Source organism: Allobosea sp. NPDC003192 (assembly GCF_050275675.1).
GTDB lineage: Bacteria > Pseudomonadota > Alphaproteobacteria > Rhizobiales > Beijerinckiaceae > Allobosea.
This window is the reverse complement of sequence record NZ_JBNNPK010000024.1, coordinates 73,401-90,638: the sequence shown is the minus strand read 5'-3', so window position 1 is coordinate 90,638 and position 17,238 is coordinate 73,401. Positions and strand designations below refer to the sequence as shown.

At 66.2% G+C, this 17,238-nt stretch carries 14 protein-coding genes; 9 read left to right on the top strand and 5 right to left on the bottom strand.

Going from position 1 to position 17,238, the window contains the following annotated elements:
* Window position 1: 1 nt before the first annotated feature.
* Entirely contained in the window at window positions 2-985 is a 984-nt protein-coding gene (locus ACQKLX_RS25860) for an ABC transporter ATP-binding protein (RefSeq protein ID WP_427364428.1), read from the top strand.
* Window positions 982-1,998, top strand: a complete 1,017-nt coding sequence (locus ACQKLX_RS25855; RefSeq protein WP_427364427.1) for an ABC transporter ATP-binding protein — start codon at window positions 982-984, stop codon at window positions 1,996-1,998. The genes ACQKLX_RS25860 and ACQKLX_RS25855 overlap by 4 nt, the downstream gene beginning before the upstream one ends.
* A 9-nt stretch (window positions 1,999-2,007) precedes the next feature.
* On the opposite strand, the gene ACQKLX_RS25850 is transcribed toward ACQKLX_RS25855, so the two are convergent.
* Genes ACQKLX_RS25850 through ACQKLX_RS25840 form a run of 3 tightly spaced genes read right to left on the bottom strand, consistent with a single transcriptional unit; the run spans window position 2,008 to window position 4,678 of the window.
* The gene (locus ACQKLX_RS25850; protein ID WP_427364426.1) at window positions 2,008-2,394 is read right to left on the bottom strand and encodes an LCCL domain-containing protein; all 387 of its coding nucleotides are present in this window, start codon (window positions 2,392-2,394) and stop codon (window positions 2,008-2,010) included.
* On the bottom strand, window positions 2,391-3,650 hold the full coding sequence (locus tag ACQKLX_RS25845; RefSeq protein WP_427364425.1) for a vWA domain-containing protein: 1,260 nt from the start codon (window positions 3,648-3,650) through the stop codon (window positions 2,391-2,393). Before ACQKLX_RS25845 ends, ACQKLX_RS25850 begins: the two co-directional genes overlap by 4 nt.
* The gene (locus tag ACQKLX_RS25840; protein ID WP_427364424.1) at window positions 3,647-4,678 is read right to left on the bottom strand and encodes an AAA family ATPase; all 1,032 of its coding nucleotides are present in this window, start codon (window positions 4,676-4,678) and stop codon (window positions 3,647-3,649) included. Before ACQKLX_RS25840 ends, ACQKLX_RS25845 begins: the two co-directional genes overlap by 4 nt.
* 294 nt (window positions 4,679-4,972) lie before the next feature.
* On the opposite strand from ACQKLX_RS25840, the gene ACQKLX_RS25835 reads away from it, so the two are divergent.
* The 5 genes from ACQKLX_RS25835 (at window position 4,973) to ACQKLX_RS25815 (ending at window position 12,761) form a co-directional block, all read left to right on the top strand.
* Entirely contained in the window at window positions 4,973-7,267 is a 2,295-nt protein-coding gene (locus ACQKLX_RS25835) for an NADP-dependent malic enzyme (RefSeq protein WP_427364423.1), read from the top strand.
* Window positions 7,268-7,440: 173 nt separating this feature from the next.
* A complete protein-coding gene (locus ACQKLX_RS25830) occupies window positions 7,441-9,072 on the top strand; it encodes a peptide ABC transporter substrate-binding protein (RefSeq protein ID WP_427364422.1) in 1,632 nt (543 codons plus the stop codon).
* A gap of 49 nt (window positions 9,073-9,121) precedes the next feature.
* Window positions 9,122-10,042, top strand: coding sequence for an ABC transporter permease subunit (locus tag ACQKLX_RS25825; protein WP_427364421.1), 921 nt, complete (start codon window positions 9,122-9,124; stop codon window positions 10,040-10,042).
* A 3-nt stretch (window positions 10,043-10,045) separates the two neighbouring features.
* On the top strand, window positions 10,046-11,167 hold the full coding sequence (locus ACQKLX_RS25820; RefSeq protein WP_427364420.1) for an ABC transporter permease subunit: 1,122 nt from the start codon (window positions 10,046-10,048) through the stop codon (window positions 11,165-11,167).
* A gap of 1 nt (window position 11,168) precedes the next feature.
* Window positions 11,169-12,761, top strand: coding sequence for an ABC transporter ATP-binding protein (locus ACQKLX_RS25815; RefSeq protein WP_427364419.1), 1,593 nt, complete (start codon window positions 11,169-11,171; stop codon window positions 12,759-12,761).
* Window positions 12,762-12,848: 87 nt separating this feature from the next.
* Here the strand turns inward: ACQKLX_RS25815 and ACQKLX_RS25810 are convergent, their stop codons facing one another.
* Window positions 12,849-13,964, bottom strand: coding sequence for a branched-chain amino acid ABC transporter substrate-binding protein (locus tag ACQKLX_RS25810; RefSeq protein WP_427364418.1), 1,116 nt, complete (start codon window positions 13,962-13,964; stop codon window positions 12,849-12,851).
* An 81-nt stretch (window positions 13,965-14,045) separates the two neighbouring features.
* Here ACQKLX_RS25810 and ACQKLX_RS25805 point away from each other — a divergent pair, with 81 nt between their 5' ends.
* Entirely contained in the window at window positions 14,046-14,693 is a 648-nt protein-coding gene (locus tag ACQKLX_RS25805; protein ID WP_427364417.1) for a CGNR zinc finger domain-containing protein, read from the top strand.
* A 103-nt stretch (window positions 14,694-14,796) separates the two neighbouring features.
* Complete coding sequence (locus ACQKLX_RS25800) at window positions 14,797-15,654, top strand: D-amino-acid transaminase (protein WP_427364416.1); 858 nt, start codon at window positions 14,797-14,799, stop codon at window positions 15,652-15,654.
* Window positions 15,655-15,734: 80 nt separating this feature from the next.
* On the opposite strand, the gene guaD is transcribed toward ACQKLX_RS25800, so the two are convergent.
* Entirely contained in the window at window positions 15,735-17,060 is a 1,326-nt protein-coding gene (guaD, locus tag ACQKLX_RS25795) for a guanine deaminase (protein WP_427364415.1), read from the bottom strand.
* Window positions 17,061-17,238 lie beyond the last annotated feature (178 nt).

The following is a 17,238-nucleotide window of genomic DNA, read 5'->3' as shown; positions in this document are numbered from 1 at the left end:
CATGGCGCCCGTTCTCGAAGTCAGCGGCCTCAAGACCCATTTCTTTACCCGCGCCGGCACGGTGAAATCGGTCGACGGCGTCTCGTTCCGGGTCGATCGCGGCGAGGTGCTCGGCCTCGTCGGCGAGTCCGGCTCGGGCAAGTCGGTCACCGGCTTCTCGGTGATGGGATTGATCGATCCACCCGGGAAGATCGTCGAAGGCTCGATCAAGCTCAACGGCAAGGAGCTGGTCGGGCTCGACGAGGAGGGCTTCCGCAAGGTCCGTGGCCGCGAGGTCGCGATGATCTTCCAGGACCCGATGATGACGTTGAACCCGGTCCTGCGCGTCGACACGCAGATGATCGAGGCCGTCACCGCCCATGACAAGGTCTCGCACAAGGCGGCACGGGACCGCGCACGCGATGCCCTAGCCAAGGTCGGCATCCCCTCGCCCGAGGAGCGGCTCAACGCCTATCCGCACCAGTTCTCCGGCGGCATGCGCCAGCGCGTCGCGATCGCGATCGCCCTGCTGCATCGCCCGCCGCTGATCATCTGCGACGAGCCGACCACGGCGCTCGACGTCACCATCCAGAGCCAGATCCTGGCAGAGATGCAGAGCCTCTGCGCCGATACCGGCACGGCGCTGGTCTGGATCACCCATGATCTCGGCGTCGTCGCCGGCCTCGCCGACCGGATCGCAGTGATGTATGCCGGCCGCATCGTCGAGACCGGCCCGGTTGATCCGGTGCTCGATACCCCGCTCCATCCCTACACCAACGGCCTGCTCGGCTCGCTGCCGGCCGAGGGCGAACCCGGCGCGCCCTTGCGCCAGATCAGGGGCTCGACGCCGTCGCTGGCACGCCTGCCGCAAGGCTGCGCCTTCGCAGCGCGCTGCGACTACGCCCAGGCCGACTGCCTCGCCATCGCCCCCGACGTCACCCCGTTCCCGGGAGAGCGCGGCGTGCGCTGCCACCACCCGCTGAACCTCGCCGGAGTTGCGGCATGAGCACGCCGATCCTCACGCTCGAAGGCGTCTCGAAGCGCTTTACCAAGCCGCTCGACGCCGCCTCGAAATTCGCCAACCTGCTCGGCGCCAATTACAGCGAGCAGACCGTCCACGCCGTCGACAGCGTCGACCTCTCGATCCGCCAGGGCGAAGTGGTCGGGCTCGTCGGCGAATCCGGTTGCGGCAAGTCGACGCTCGGCCGCGTCGTCGCCGGCGTCCACCATGCCAGTTCCGGCCGCGTCTCCTGGCGCGGGCGCTACACCGACGAGATGTCGGCGGAGGAGCGCAAGGCGGCAACGCTCGCCATCCAGATGATCTTCCAGGACCCGATGTCCTCGCTCAACCCGCGCCTGCGCGTCACAGACATCGTCGGCGAGGCGCCGGTGGTGCATGGGCTGGTGCCGAAGGCGCAGCAGGACGCCTATGTCGCCGAGATGCTCGACCGGGTCGGTCTCGACTCGACCTATCGCCGCCGCTATCCGCACCAGTTCTCCGGCGGCCAGCGTGCCCGCATCGGCATTGCACGGGCGCTGGCGGTCAAGCCGCAATTCCTCGTCTGCGACGAGAGCGTCGCCGCACTTGATGTATCGATTCAGGCCCAAGTCCTGAATCTTTTCATGAAGCTGCGCGACGAACTTAACCTGACTTATCTTTTCATTAGCCATGATCTCTCGGTGGTCCGCCACCTCTCCGACCGGGTCGTGATCATGTATCTCGGCCGCGTCGTCGAGGCGGCGCCAGCGAGCGAATTGTTCAAGGGCCCGCAGCATCCTTATGCGCAGGCTCTGCTCGCCAATGTCCCGACGATCAGCGCCCGCAAGAAGCGCTTCGCCCCGCTCAAGGGCGAGATCCCCTCGCCGCTGCACCCGCCGACCGGCTGCCATTTCCACCCGCGCTGCCCGCAGGCCGGGCCGCGCTGCAAGGCCGAGCGGCCGGCGCTGAAGGAGATCGCCCCCGGCCATGTCGCCGCCTGCCATCTGCACGATGGCGGCGTCGGCGCGCTGGCGGCCTGAGGCCCCGGCTCAGAGCGGCGAGAGCTGCCAGGCATACTGATAGCGGCCATACTGGGTGCTGGTGACGCCGTTGCGCTCGGTGCCGGGGAACTCCTCCGGCGGCGTCACCACCGTGACCCTGAAGACCCCGGTCTTGCCCGGCTTGAGCAGGCCCATATGGACGGCGGCGGCGCCGATCGTGGAATCGCCGCTATAGATGTCCGTGCCCCAGAGCTGGCCTTCGAGGACACCGGTGACGCGGAAATAGTAGACGGCGCCTACCTTCTCGCAGAGCCCGTGCATGTTGGTCGGCGCGTCCGAGGCGATGGAGTTCTGCTCCAGCAGCGTCCTGAGCTGCCGGCGAGAGAGTTTTCCGCGCTTGTCGAAATAGGCGACGAGATCCTGAACGACCTTCACGATGCGCCTCCGGCTTGCATGACGACGACCCGTCCATAGGACGGTTGGAACGAGGCCGAGGGCTTCGGCAGCGCCCAGAGCACCGCGTAGGGGACGGCCTCGTTGGGATAGGTGATGTCGCCGTCGGTGATGACGATCGCGGCGCTGACGCGCGGATCGTCCGCCAATGCGTCGAGCGCCGGCGTGAGGTCGCTGCCGCCATAGCCGCTGATCTGGTAGTCGGCGAGCGTCGCCGGCGAGAGCACCTCGTCCGAGGTGACGACGGTGTCGCACTGGACGACGCGGATATCGTCGACCCCGGCCGCATCGCAGAAATCGGCGATGGCGCCGAGCGCCTTCGGAATGTCGTCGCCCATCGAGGCGCTGGTATCGAGGATGACGTTCAGCATCCAGGAGTGGCGCTTGCGACCGGGCAGCACGACGTCGCTGCGATCATCGCCGCGACGCGAGGCGCGGGTGTAAGTGCGCTCGCCGGGCGCGGCACCGTCGAGCCAAGCCTGGAGCGCGACATGCCAGGGCGTGTGGAAGAAGCCGCGCTGCGCCCGCACGCTCTGTTGCTGGCCGCCTGCGCTGTCGCCCCGGCCGCGCAAGGCACCCATCGCCTTCGCCAGCACCATGCCGCGCGCCGCGAGATCGCGCATCGCCCGTGCCCGCTCGGCCTGGTCGGCGCTGTCCTCGGGGAAAAGCTCACGTTCGCGCTGGGCGTCGAGCGCATCGCCCATCGCGCCGGCAGGCGCCTGACGCGCCGCACCGAGCACCTGCTCGACGGTCACGACCTGGCCTTCCCAGACTTGAGTCCGCGACGGCATGTAATTGCCGGTGTGGCGCATCTCCAGCACGATGTCCTCGGCCGAGCGCTCCCGTGCGCCTGGCATGTCGAGCCCGCCGGCCGGGATGCTGGTCGTACCCAGCGCATGCCGCAGCATGTCGTTGATGATGTAGTCGTGGGCGTAGTTGAACTCGAGCGCGGCACTGCCACGGGCCCGATCATGGGTCCGCAGCGCCAGATGCAGCAGCTCATGGGCGAGCACGAAGACCAGGTCGTCGGCGGAGAGCCTGGCCGTGAAGGCCGCGTTGGCCAGGAGCCGGCCGGACGCAAAGACACCCATGGTCGGCACGCGCTCGTCGATCTCGACGCGCACAGCGGCGGCAAGCCCGGCCAGATGCGGGAACGGCACCGTCACCAGCCGCAGGCCCCGCATGATCCGCGCATGGGTGGCGCGTTCGGCAGCCGGAAGATCGGATGCCGTTCTCATGCCGCGACCTTGCGCAGCAGATCATACATGGCGCGGTCGGCACCGAGCGTACCCCAGGTCTCGACCATGTCGTTGAGGGTGAGCAGTTGGTGCTCATGCGACAGGCTGCGCAGGAAGCGATTGATCACCGCCGGCTTGATGCCCTCGGCGCGCCCATCGCGAACGAACTGGCGGATGCAGTCGAGGATGAACCAGCGGGCGGAATCGCCCTTCGGCAGCAGCTCCGGCTTGCGCAGATAGTCCTCGAGCGGGCGGACTGCGCCGATCGAATCCTCGGCCAGCGCGCAGAACACCACGGCGTCCTCCGGCGAGAGCCGCCCGAAGGCGAGCGCGCGCCGCAATTCATTGCTGAGAAAGCCGGCCTTCTGCGCCATGTCGAGCGCCCGCGACAGCAGCGTCCAGGCGCGCGGCGTCGAGAATGGCACCGGCTCGGCCGGCACTGGCCGCATCAGCGCGTCGGGGATCGTCGCGATGAAGCTGCGGATCTCGGCTCGCACGCCGGCGCGCTGGGCCCAGGCCAGCCAGTCGTCGGTGTCGACGCGCAATTGCAGGATGGTGACGCGATTGACCAGCGCCGAGCTCATCGCCCGCACCAAAGCGCGGTCCTGAAGGCGGTTGCCGGCAGCGACCACCCAGGTGCCCTTCGGCAAGGCATGCTCGCCGAGTCGCCGCTCCAGCAACAACGAATAGAAGGCCTTCTGGACATCGGGCGAGCAGGCCGGCAATTCGTCGAGGAACAGGCAGAACGGCTCGGGCTTCTCCGGCAAGAGCACGCGCGGCGGGCAGAACACCGAGCGCTCGCCGACGATGCGCGGGATGCCGCTGACGTCTTCCGGCGCGATCTGGGTGCCAAGCAGCGACCGGCAGGGCAAGCCGGCTTCGCGCGCCGCTTCATAGACCAGCTCGGACTTGCCGAGCCCCGGCGGCGAGAGCAGCAGGAAGCTCTGCTCATGCGCCATGCATTGGATCAGCTGCTTGGCCTGTCGCAACGAGACGACTTCCTCGAAGGCGGAACGCGTCGCTTCCATCAACCCCTCCCAGGGACGCCCCGCAGGGATCAAATCCGCGGGTATCGCGAGAGGCAGTGTGCAACAGCCGAGGCCTTTGAAATCATTATTTCTTTGTAATGTTCAATTTTGTTTCACGGCTGTTTCACGGACCGCGACTTTGATGGGTTTTCGCGATCCTGCGGCACATGCCGGCGAAACTCGGCGCCGTTTTCTCAGCGGCACAAGTCTTTCGTCGCCCGCCCCGGCTTGACGCCCACCCCCTTTCCGCGCGACCTCGTCTGTAAGCAACGGCGGCGCAGAGGAAGCGTGGGGATGGCTAAGAGCACCTTGTCGGCGGACCTTCGTTCTGGCGCGCTGGTTTATCACCGCCTTCCCAAGCCCGGTAAGCTCGAGATCCAGGCGACCAAGCCGCTCGGCAATCAGCGCGACCTCGCCCTCGCCTATTCACCCGGCGTCGCCGCGGCCTGCGAGGCGATCGTCGAGGATCCGGCGGAAGCGGCCGAGCTGACCTCGCGCCAGAACCTCGTCGCGGTCATCACCAACGGCACCGCCGTGCTCGGCCTCGGCGACATTGGTCCGCTGGCCTCCAAGCCGGTGATGGAAGGCAAGGCCGTCCTGTTCAAGAAGTTCGCCGGCATCGACTGCTTCGACATCGAGGTCGAGCAGAAGAACATCGACAAGTTCGTCGACGTCGTCGCCGCGCTGGAGCCGACCTTCGGCGGCATCAATCTCGAGGACATCAAGGGCCCCGAATGCTTCGAAATCGAGGAGAAGCTCAAGGCCCAGATGAACATCCCGGTCTTCCATGACGACCAGCACGGCACGGCGATCATCGTCAGCGCCGCAGTGCTGAACGGGCTCGACCTCGCCGGCAAGAAGATCGGCGAGGTCAAGATCGTCGTCTCGGGTGCCGGTGCGGCCGCGTTGGCCTGCCTCAACCTCCTGGTCGAGCTCGGCGCCAGCAGGAAGAATATCTGGGTCACCGACCTCGACGGCGTGGTCTACAAGGGCCGCAACACGCTGATGGACCGCTGGAAGGAGGTCTATGCCCAGGAGACCGACGCGCGCACACTCGCCGAGGTGATCGGTGGTGCCGACATCTTCCTCGGCCTCTCGGCCGCCGGGGTGCTGAAGCCTGAAATGGCCAAGCAGATGGCGGAAAAACCCCTGATCCTGGCGCTTGCCAACCCCAACCCCGAGATCACGCCGGAGGACGCGCTCGCCGTGCGCCCCGACGCCATGATCTGCACCGGCCGCTCGGACTATCCGAACCAGGTCAACAACGTCCTCTGCTTCCCCTACATCTTCCGCGGCGCACTCGACGTGCAGGCCACGACGATCAACGAGCCGATGAAGCTCGCCGCGGTCCGCGCCATCGCCGCGCTGGCGCGCGAGGCGACCTCCGACATCGCGGCGCGCGCCTATGGCGGCGAGGCCTCGACCTTCGGCGCGACCTCACTGATCCCGAACCCGTTCGATCCGCGCCTGATCCTGCGCATCGCGCCGGCGGTGGCGGAAGCGGCGATGACGACCGGCGTCGCCAAGAAGCCGCTGATCGACCTCGAAGCCTATCGCGAGGACCTCTCGCGCTTCGTCTTCCGCTCCGGCTTCCTGATGAAGCCGCTATTCGCCAAGGCGAAGGCCGATCCCAAGCGCGTGATCTACGCCGAAGGCGAGGATGAGCGCGTGCTGCGCGCCGCCCAGGTCGCGATCGAGGAAGGCATGGCGATTCCGATCCTGATCGGCCGTCCCTCGGTGATCGAGACCCGCGTCAAGCGCTTCGGCCTGTCGATCCGCCCCGGCATCGATTGCGAGCTGATCAATCCCGAGGACGATCCGCGCTATCGCGACTATGTCCAGACCTATCTCGACATCGCCGGCCGGCGCGGCATCACGCCCGAGGCGGCCCGTTCGCTGGTGCGCACCAACAACACCGTGATCGCGGCTCTGGCCGTCGCCCGCGGCGAAGCGGACGCGATGATCACCGGCCTTGAAGGGCGCTTCCTCTCACGGCTGCGCCATATCCGCGACATCATCGGGCTGGAGCCAGGCGTCTGCGACATCGCGGCGATGACGCTGATCATCACCAGCAAGGGCGCCTTCTTCCTCGCCGATACGCATGTGAAGTATGACCCCACCGCGGAAGAGATCGCCGATATGACGATCCTCGCCGCCGGCCATGTCGAACGCTTCGGCATCACCCCGAAGATCGCCCTGGTCTCGCATTCCGATTTCGGCGCGGCCGATACACCGAGCTCGATCAAGATGCGCAAGGCGGTCAAGCTGATCCAGGAGCGTGCGCCGGAGCTGGAATGCGATGGCGAGATGGAGGCAGACACAGCACTCGTCGCGGCTATCCGCGACCGCGTGCTGCCCTCCTCGAAGCTGAAGGGCGTTGCCAACGTCCTGATCTTCCCCAATCTCGACGCGGCCAACATCGCCTACCAGTTCGCCAAGGTGCTGGCGGATGCGCTCCCGGTCGGCCCGATCCTGATCGGCGCCGCCAAGCCGGTGCACATCCTGACCGGCTCGGTGACAGCGCGCGGCGTCGTCAACATGACCGCCGTCGCCGTGGCGGAGGCGCAAGGGCGAGCCGCTGCCGGCTGACCTTGGGAGAGCTCCCGTTCAAGTCGTTTCTGAGCCAGCTTTCGAAAGCAGGCCAGTGACTTAAGCTCAGCGGTTGATACCGGCTTTTCGCTCTTGGCGGGCGACGCGCGATAGGCTCATACTTCGTTTCAGGAGCGGGAAAGGGGCCCGTGCGAAACGTTCGGAGAGCTCTCATGCGTGAGACCCACCGTCAGTCTGGTATCAGGCGTGCCATCCGGCCGCTCGCGCTGGCGAGCGGCCTTTTTCTTGCGTTCGCGGGCTTTGCCGGCGCCGCCATGGCGCAGGTCGTGTTCCACCGCGGCAATGACGGCGACCCGGAGACGCTCGATTCGCACAAGACCTCGACCGTCAGCGAAGCCCATCTGCTGCGCGACCTCTCCGAAGGCCTGGTGATCCATCACATCAACGGCGAGGTCGTCCCCGGCGTCGCCGAAAGCTGGACGATGGCGCCGGATGGCAGGGTCTACACCTTCAAGCTGCGCGCCAACGCCAAATGGTCGAATGGCGATCCGGTCACGGCGAATGATTTCGTCTTCTCGTTCCGGCGCATGGTCAACCCGGAGACCGGGGCGAAATACGCCAACATCCTCTATCCGATCCGCAATGCCGAGAAGATCAACAAGGCCAGCGAGGGCGCCAAGCTCGAGGATCTCGGCGTCAAGACGGTCGACGAGCGCACGCTCGAGATCGCGCTGGAGCGGCCGACGCCCTATTTCCTGGAGCTGCTGACGCACCAGACGGGGCTGCCGGTCCATCCGGCCTCCGTCCAGAAATTCGGCAAGGACTTCGTCAAGCCGGAGAACTGGGTCTCGAACGGCGCCTACACGCTGAAGGAATTCGTGCCGAACTCGCATATCCGGCTGGAGAAGAACAAGGCCTTCCACGACGCCGCGAACGTCAAGATCGACACGGTCCTCTACTATCCGACACCGGACTTCTCCGCCGCCGCCCGCCGCTTCCAGGCCGGCGAGCTGCAGATGACCTCGGACATCCCGGCCGACCAGGTCCAGCAATTGCGCGAGAAACTCGGCAAGGAACAGGTCAGGATCTCGCCCTATCTCGGCACCTATTTCCTGATCATCAACACCGCCAAGAAGCCCTTCGACGACATAAGGGTGCGCCGCGCCCTCTCGCTGGTGATCGACCGTGAGTTCATCGCCGAGGAGATCTGGGGCGGCACCATGCTGCCGGCCTATGGCGTGATCCCTCCGAATATCGGCAATTACGGCGAGCGGGCAGAGGCCGACTTCAAGGGCGCCTCCCCGCTTGATCGCGAGGACGAGGCCAAGAAGCTGCTCGCCGCGGCGGGTTTCGGGCCGGGCATGCCGCTCCGGGTCCAATTGCGCTACAACACCACCGACAATAACCGCCGCACCGTCATCGCCATCGCCGAGCAGTGGAAGGCGATCGGCGTCGAGACCAGCTTCATCAACACCGACGGCAAGACGCATTTCGCCCTGCTGCGCGACGGCGGCGATTTCGACATCGCCCGCTATGGCTGGATCGGCGACTATTCCGACCCGCAGAACTTCCTGTTCCTGTTCCAGAGCGACAATACCGGCTTCAACTCCGGCAAGTACAACAACCCGAAATTCGATGCGCTGATGAAGCAGGGCGCCGAGGAAATCGACATCGCCAAGCGCGCCGCGATCCTGCGAGAAGCGGACGCGATCCTCGCTGCCGACGTGCCCTGGATCCCGGTACTCTACTATTCCTCGAAGAACCTGGTCTCACCGAAGGTGCAAGGCTTCCAGCAGAACCTGCGCGGCGCGCTGCCGACGCGGTTCATGAGCCTGAAGCCATAGCAAACAGCAGGCTCCTGGCCTGATCGGCCAGGAGCCTGAGGCCAGCCCCGTGCTCACCTACATTCTGCGCCGTCTCGCTACCGCGATCCCGACCCTGTTCGTGATCGTGACGATCTCGTTCTTCCTGATGCGCGTCGCGCCGGGCGGGCCGTTCGATCTCGAGCAGCCGCTGGAAGCCAAGGTGATGGAGAACCTGCGACGCATCTACAAGCTCGATCAGCCGCTGTTCCAGCAATACCTGACCTATCTCGCGGCCCTGCTGCGCGGCGATTTCGGCCCGTCCTTCTATTTCCGCGATTTCTCGATCAGTGAGTTGTTTGCGCAAGGGCTGCCGGTCTCGATGCGGCTCGGCGCCTGCGCGCTGCTGCTCGCGCTCGCGATCGGCGGTCCGCTCGGTGCGCTCGCCGCCTTCCGCCAGAATGGTGCGGCCGATCATGCGGTGATCGGCTTTGCCACTGCCGGCATCACCATCCCGAACTTCGTCGTCGCGCCGATCCTGCAGATCGTCTTCGGCCTGAGCCTCGCCTGGCTGCCGGTCGGCGGCTGGAATGGCGGCGCCTTCCGCAACACCGTACTGCCGATCGTGACGCTCGCTTTGCCCCAGATCGCCGTGATCGCCCGGATGACCCGCGCGGCGATGATCGAAACGCTGCGCGCCAACCATATCCGCACACTGAGGGCCCAGGGGCTCTCGACCACGACGATCGCGCTGCATGCGGCGCGCGGCGCGGCCCTGCCGGTCGTCTCCTATCTCGGGCCGGCGGCAGCGAGCCTGCTCACTGGCTCGGTCGTGGTCGAGACGATCTTCGGCATTCCTGGGATTGGGCGCTATTTCGTCGAAGGCGCGCTCAATCGCGATTACACTCTGGTGATGGGCACGGTCGTCGTGGTCGCGATCTTCGTGCTGCTCTTCAACCTCGTGGTCGACGTGCTCTACGCGCTGCTCGACCCACGCGTCAGGCTGGAGTGAGCGATGAGCGATACCTCCGCCTGTCCCACTCCGCCCATCGGCCGCTCGCTCTGGCAGGACGCCCGTATCCGCCTGCTGCGCAACCGCGCCGCCGTGGCGAGCCTGATCGTGCTGGCGCTGATGACACTGGCCTGCCTCGTCGGCCCTCTGCTGACCGGCCATCCTTACGACCGAGTCTATCAGGACTATGTCCGCGTCCCCGCCAGCCTCTCCGCCTATCCCAAGGCCGAGGCCCTGCCCGCCGCCGTGCAACGCATCGCCTCCCGTATCAGGGCGACGCCAAGCGAGATCGTGGCGCAGGGAGATCGCATCAGGCTGGTGCTGACCGCGCAGAGGCCGATCGATCAGCGCCTGCTGGTCTATTTCGACCGCTCCGACCAGTTCGGCACGCCGGTGATCACCGCCAATGAGCAGGAGGGCCGCCAGCTCTCCCTCGATGTCCCGATCAAGCGGCAATACTTCCTGTTCGGCACCGATTCGAACGGGCGCGACCTGCTCACCCGCACGCTGATAGCCGGCCGGGTCTCGCTCGCGATCGGCCTGCTCGCGACGGGCGTCGCGCTGGTGATCGGCGTCGCCTATGGCGCGACCGCCGGCTATCTCGGCGGGCGCATCGACATGGTGATGATGCGCATCGTCGACGTGCTCTATTCCCTGCCCTTCATCTTCTTCGTCATCCTGCTCGTCGTCTTCTTCGGCCGGAACTTCATCCTGATGTTCCTCGCCGTCGGCGCGATCGAATGGCTCGACATGGCCCGCATCGTCCGCGGCCAAGCGCTCTCGATCAGGCGGCAGGACTATGTGCTGGCGGCCGAAGCGCTCGGGGTCTCGACCGGCGGCATCCTCAGGCGCCATGTCATCCCCAACACGCTCGGCCCGGTCGTCGTCTACGTCACCCTGCTGGTGCCGAAAGTGATCCTGCTCGAAAGCTTCCTCTCCTTCCTCGGACTCGGCGTGCAGGAGCCGATGACGAGTTGGGGCGTGCTGATCTCGGACGGCGCCCGCGCCATCCAGGCGACGCCGTGGATGCTGATCTTCCCGGCCGCCTTCCTGGTGACGACTCTGTTCGCGCTCAACTTCCTCGGCGACGGCCTGCGCGATGCGCTCGATCCCAGGGATCGCTGAGATGGGCGAGCCGATCCTCGCCATTCGCGACCTCAAGGTCCGGTTCCGCACCAATGACGGTCCGTGCGAGGCGGTGCGCGGCATCGATCTCGATGTCGGCCCCGGCGAATTTATCGCCGTGGTCGGCGAATCCGGCTCCGGCAAGAGCCAGAGCGTGATGGCGGCGATGGGCCTACTTGCCAGCAATGGCGAGGTCACCGGCGCGATCCGCTATCGCGAGGTCGATCTGCTCAAGCTGCCGCCGGCGGTGCTCAACAGCTATCGCGGCAAGAAGCTCGCGATGATCTTCCAGGAGCCGATGACCTCGCTCGATCCCTTGTTCCGGATCGGCACGCAGATGGCGGCCCCCTTGCGCAAGCATCAAGGCCTGTCGCGCAAGGCGGCGCGGGCGCGGGCGCTGGAACTGCTGAAGCTGGTGCGCATCCCGCATCCGGAGCGCCGGCTCGATTCCTATCCGCACGAACTCTCCGGCGGGCAGCGCCAGCGCGTGATGATCGCGATGGCGCTCGCCAACGATCCCGATATCCTGATCGCCGACGAACCGACGACGGCCCTCGACGTCACCATCGAGGCCGAAATCCTGGCGCTGATCGCCGAGCTCCGGCAGCGGCTCGGCATGGCCGTGATCCTGATCAGCCACGACCTCGGCCTCGTCCGCAAATATGCCGAGCGCGTCTATGTGATGAAGGCTGGCGAAGTCGTCGAGAGCGGCCCGGCGCAGGCGATCTTCGAGGCACCGCAGCACTCCTACACCAGGGCTTTGCTCGCAGCCGAGCCTCACGGTCACAAGGAGCCGCCACCTGCCGATGCGCCCGTCCTGCTCGAAGCCCGCGACCTGCGTGTCTCCTTCGACCTCTCGCGCGGTTTCCTGAAGCGTGAGCGGGTGACACTGCACGCCGTCGACGGCATCGATTTGACCGTGCGGCGCGGCCAGACGATCGGCATCGTCGGTGAATCCGGTTCGGGAAAGTCGACACTCGGGCGTGCTCTGCTCAAGCTCCTGCCCTCCTCCGGGATCGTCCGCTTCGAGGACCGGGCGCTGGCCCCGCTCGATCGCGCCGCGATGCGCCCCTTGCGCCGCAGCCTGCAGGTCGTGTTCCAGGACCCGTTCGGCTCGCTCTCGCCGCGGCTCACTGTCGGCGAGATCATCACCGAGGGGCTGCTGGTGCACGAGCCCGCCTTGTCGCGTGCCGAGCGCGAGCGGCGGGCGGCGGCGGCGCTGACCGAAGTTTGCCTCGACCCGGCGCTGCGCAACCGCTATCCGCATGAGTTCTCGGGCGGCCAGCGCCAGCGCATCGCCATCGCCCGCGCCATGATCCTGCACCCGGCGCTGGTCGTGCTGGACGAGCCGACTTCGGCGCTCGACCGCACCGTGCAGCAGAGCATCGTCGCCCTGCTCAAGGAGCTGCAGGCAAGGCACGACCTCTCCTATCTCTTCATCAGCCACGACCTCGCCGTGGTCCGCGCCATGGCTGACGAGATCATGGTGATGAAGGATGGCAGGGTGGTCGAGCGCGGGCCGACAGAAGCGATCTTCGAAGCGCCGCAGCAGGACTATACCCAGCGCCTGATCGCGGCGGCGCTGAAATGCTGAAACTAAAAACGCCGCCTCGCAGGAGCGAAGCGGCGCCCTATCGGTGTCCGGCCAGGGGAGGCCACCGACACCGGCTAGCTGAAGTTATCAGTTCTCGACATAGCTGATCTTGCCGTCCGCGCCCTTCTTCCAGGTGTAGACGGTGTAGTCGAGATTGGTGCGGTCACCCTTCTTGTCATAGGACATGTCGCCAAGCACGGTCTTGAAGGTCATGTCCGAATGCATCGCGGCGGCGATCTTCTTCGGATCGAGCGATTTCGCCTGCTCGGCCGCCTGCTTCATGATCTGGACCGCGGCGTAGGAGTAGAGCGTGTAAGCCTCGGGATTGATGCCCTTGGCTTCGAAGCGCTTGACCACCTCCGCAGCAGCAGGACGCCGGCGCGGATCGGGCGGGAAGGTCATCAGGGTGCCCTCGGTGCCGGGACCGCCGATCACTGCGTATTCGTCAGAGGTGATGCCGTCCGCGCCCATCGCCACCGTGGTCAGGCCCTGGTCGCGCATCTGGCGGACGATCAGGCCGAGCTCGGTGTGCAGCCCGCCCCAATAGAGCAGGTCGGCCTTGGCCGCCTTGATCTTCGAGACCAGCGCCGAGAAGTCCTTCTCGCCGGTGTTGACGCCCTCATAGAGGGCTTCCTTGATGCCGGCGGCGTGCAGGCCCTTGCGGGTCTCGTCGGCAACACCCTGACCATAGGTCGTCTTGTCATGGACGACGACAATCACCTTGCCCTTGAAAGTCTTGGCGATGTGGCCGGAGGCGACGACCCCCTGCTGGTCGTCACGGCCGCAGGTGCGGAAGACGTTCCACAGGCCGCGCTCGGTGATCTTCGGATTGGTCGCTGACGGGCTGATCATCAGCATGCCGTTCTCGGCATAGACCTCGGACGCCGGCATGGTGACGCCGGAGTTGAAATGGCCGACGACGAGCTTGACGCCGTCGCCGACAAATTTGTTGGCGACCGAGACGCCCTGCTTGGGATCCCCGACATCATCGCCGCTCGAAAGCGCGATCGTCTGGCCGAGGATGCCGCCGGCGGCATTGATGTCGGCCACCGCCTGCTCGACCCCATTCTTCAACTGCGCACCGAAGGCAGCGCTCGCGCCGGTCATCGGTCCGACGACGCCGAGCTTGACCTGCGCCTGCGCTGCGCCTTGCGACACCGCGAGCGCGCCGGCGGCGAGCATCGCGATCAGATTGGTCCTCATCTCCGTTCTCCTCCACGGTCCAAGCCGTGGCCGGACGCTACGTCGCTTGCTTTAACCTGTAAATCTGAGATAGCTGGTTACATGATCATCGATCGCACAGGCGGCCCCAGCCGCGCCGGCTCCTTGCCGCTCGTCGCCAGCGAGCTTGCCTTCGACTTCACCAACACCACCTCGGATCGCGGCGGACCCAACCAGCTCGAGCATCTGCGCGAGGGACGCGACGTCGTGATCTGGGCCCGGCATGCCAAGGTGATCAGCGACAGCGACCGCGATGCGTCACTGGCTGCGGTCGAGGCGGACGCCGGTCTGGCGGCGCGACTGCTCGCCGAGGCGCTCGATCTGCGCGACACGATCTACCGGATCGGCGTCGCGCTCAGCCGCCGCCAGCCGCCGGCGGAGGAAGACCGGACACGGCTGGCCAGTGTCCACGCGCATTGCCTCGCCTGCGCGAAGCTCTCGCCTTTCGGCGACGGCTTCGTCTGGCGCTGGGATTCGAGCCAGACGCTCAGCGAGGCGATCCGCGGGCCGATCGCACTGTCGGCGTTGACCGTACTCACGCAACAGAACCTCGCCCGCATCAAGCAATGCGAGGGCGACCATTGTGGCTGGCTGTTCTTCGATACCACCAAGAACCGGCTGCGGCGCTGGTGCGAGATGGCGGTCTGCGGCAACCGAGCCAAGGTCCGCGCTTTCCGCCAGCGCCATTTCGAAGCGAAGACGGTCAGCTAGCGTCGCCCTGCATCCGACGCCGGTCGGCAAGCCGGCATGCCATCTCGCCTCATGCGCTCACCTCGGCTAGGAAGGTCCGTCCTTCCCGCATGAGACCTTCCCCATGAGCCGCACCGTCTACGTCAATGGCGCCTATCTTCCCGAGGAAGAGGCGACGATCTCGATCTTCGATCGCGGCTTCATCTTCGGCGACGGCATCTACGAGGTCTCGGCCGTGCTCGGCGGCAAGCTGGTCGATTGCGAGGCGCATCTGGCGCGGCTGGAGCGCTCGGCCGGCGAGATCGGTCTCGAACTGCCCTGCTCGCGCGCCGAGCTCGTCGCGATCCATCAGGAGTTGATCGCCCGCAACAGCCTGGACGAAGGCAGCGTCTATCTGCAGGTCTCGCGCGGCGCTTCGGATCGCGATTTTCCCTTCCCGAAGGGCGTGAAAGCGTCCCTGGTCCTGTTCACGCAAGCACGCCAGTTCGCCAATACGCCGCTGGCGAAGACCGGCATCAAGGTCGTCACTACGCCGGATCTGCGCTGGGCCCGCCGTGACATCAAGAGCGTCAACCTGCTCGCTCCCGTGCTGGCCAAGCAGTTCGCTGCCGAGAACGGCGCGCAGGAAGCCTGGATGATCGAGGACGGCGTCGTCACCGAGGGCGCCTCCTCGACCGCCTGGATCGTCAAGGGCAAGACGCTGATCTCGCGCCCGCTCTCGCACAAGGTGCTGCCCGGCATCACCCGCACGGCGGTGCTCGCCTTCCTGGCCGAGAGCGGCTTCACCTTCGAGGAGCGTGAATTCACGCTGGAGGAAGCGCTCGACGCCGAGGAGGCCTTCATCACCTCGGCGACCAGCTTGGTCATGCCGGTGACGACCATCGACGGCCACAGCATCCACAACGGCGCGCCGGGCCCGGCGACGATCCGCCTGCGCGAGATCTATCTCGACCACGCCCGCAAGGGCGGCGTGCTGGGCTGAAAGCGCGTCATGCTCGGGCTTGACCCGAGCATCTCAGGACAAGAGAGCGTCCTATCCTGCGAGAGATTGTCGGGTCGCCGCTACGCGGCGCCCGAGAATGGCGACAGCCCCACCCGCTCCCCCGCGACATAGGTCGCGGCGACATTGCGCTCGTCGCCGAGCGTGACCAGCACGAAGAGCTCCTCGGCCAGATCGCGCACCGTCTCCAGCCGGTGCGCCATCGCGCGCGTCGCGGCAGGGTCGAGCACGACGATATCCGCTTCGCGCCCCGGCTCGAACGAGCCGATCAGGTGGTCCAGCCCGAGTGCCGCAGCGTTGCCCAGCGTGATCGCGTGCAGCGCCTCGAAAGTCGAAAGCGACTGCCCCTGCAACTGGAGGATCTTGTAGGCCTCGGCCATGGTGCGCAGCATCGAATAGGAAGTGCCGCCGCCGATGTCGGTCGCAACCGCGACCTTGACGCCCTCGTGCCGGGCTCTTTGCCAATCGAACAGGCCGGAGCCGAGGAAGAGGTTCGAGGTCGGGCAGAAGACGGCGATCGCGCCAGCTTGAGCAAAAGCGCGCCATTCGCGCTTGGTCATGTGGATGCAGTGGCCGAGCAGGCTCTTATGGCCAAGGAGCCCGTAATCCTCGTAGATGCCGGCATAGTCGGCAGCGTCGGGATAGAGCTCCCTGGCGAAGGCGATCTCGGCCCGGTTCTCGTTGATATGGGTCTGGACGAAGCAGTCCGGATGTTCCTCGACCAGCTTCTGTGAAGCCGCCATCTGCTCGGGCGTCGAGGTCACGGCGAAGCGCGGCGTGATGGCATAGAGCTGGCGGCCCTTGCCGTGCCAGCGGCCGATCAGATCCTTGCTGTCGGCATAGCCGCTCTCGGCGGTATCGGTCAGCGCCGGCGGGGCATTGCGGTCCATCATCACCTTGCCGGCGATCATGCGGGTGTTGCGCCGATGCGATTCGGCGAAGAAGGCCTCGGCCGACTGCTTGTGCACCGAGCAATAGACCGCCGCCGTGGTGGTGCCGCTCGCCAGCAATTCGTCGAGCAGGAAGGCTGAGAGCTTCTGCGCATGGCCCTGCTGGGCGAGCTTCTGCTCCTCGACGAAGGTGTATTTGTTCAGCCACTCCATCAGCTGCGCGCCATAGGAGGCGACAACTTGCGTCTGCGGCATGTGGAGATGGGCGTCGATGAAGCCCGGCATGATCAGATGCGGGCGATGATCGGTGATGGCAGCGCCGGCCGGCAGGCTCGGCAGCAGCTCCTTCGCCTCGCCGGCAGCCTTGATCAAGCCGTTCTCCATGACGAGCAGCCCGTCCTCGACATAGCGATGCGCAGCCTCGCCGACCTCGTGCGGATCAGCGACGAACCAGAGAAGCCGGCCGCGCAGGGCTAAGGTCGCACCATCTTTGCTCAAGGCTCGCCGCTCCGGCTTAAATCGCGATCATATCTGCACCAAGAGCCTCTAACAAAACCTGGGCCTATCTGGATGGGCCTTGGAGGAGCCGGATGCCAGGAGGAGCGCGCAGCCGATATCCTTCGATATCGGCAAGTCGGTCCGACGCCGCAGGCGGCCCTCCAAGACCCACCTCCGG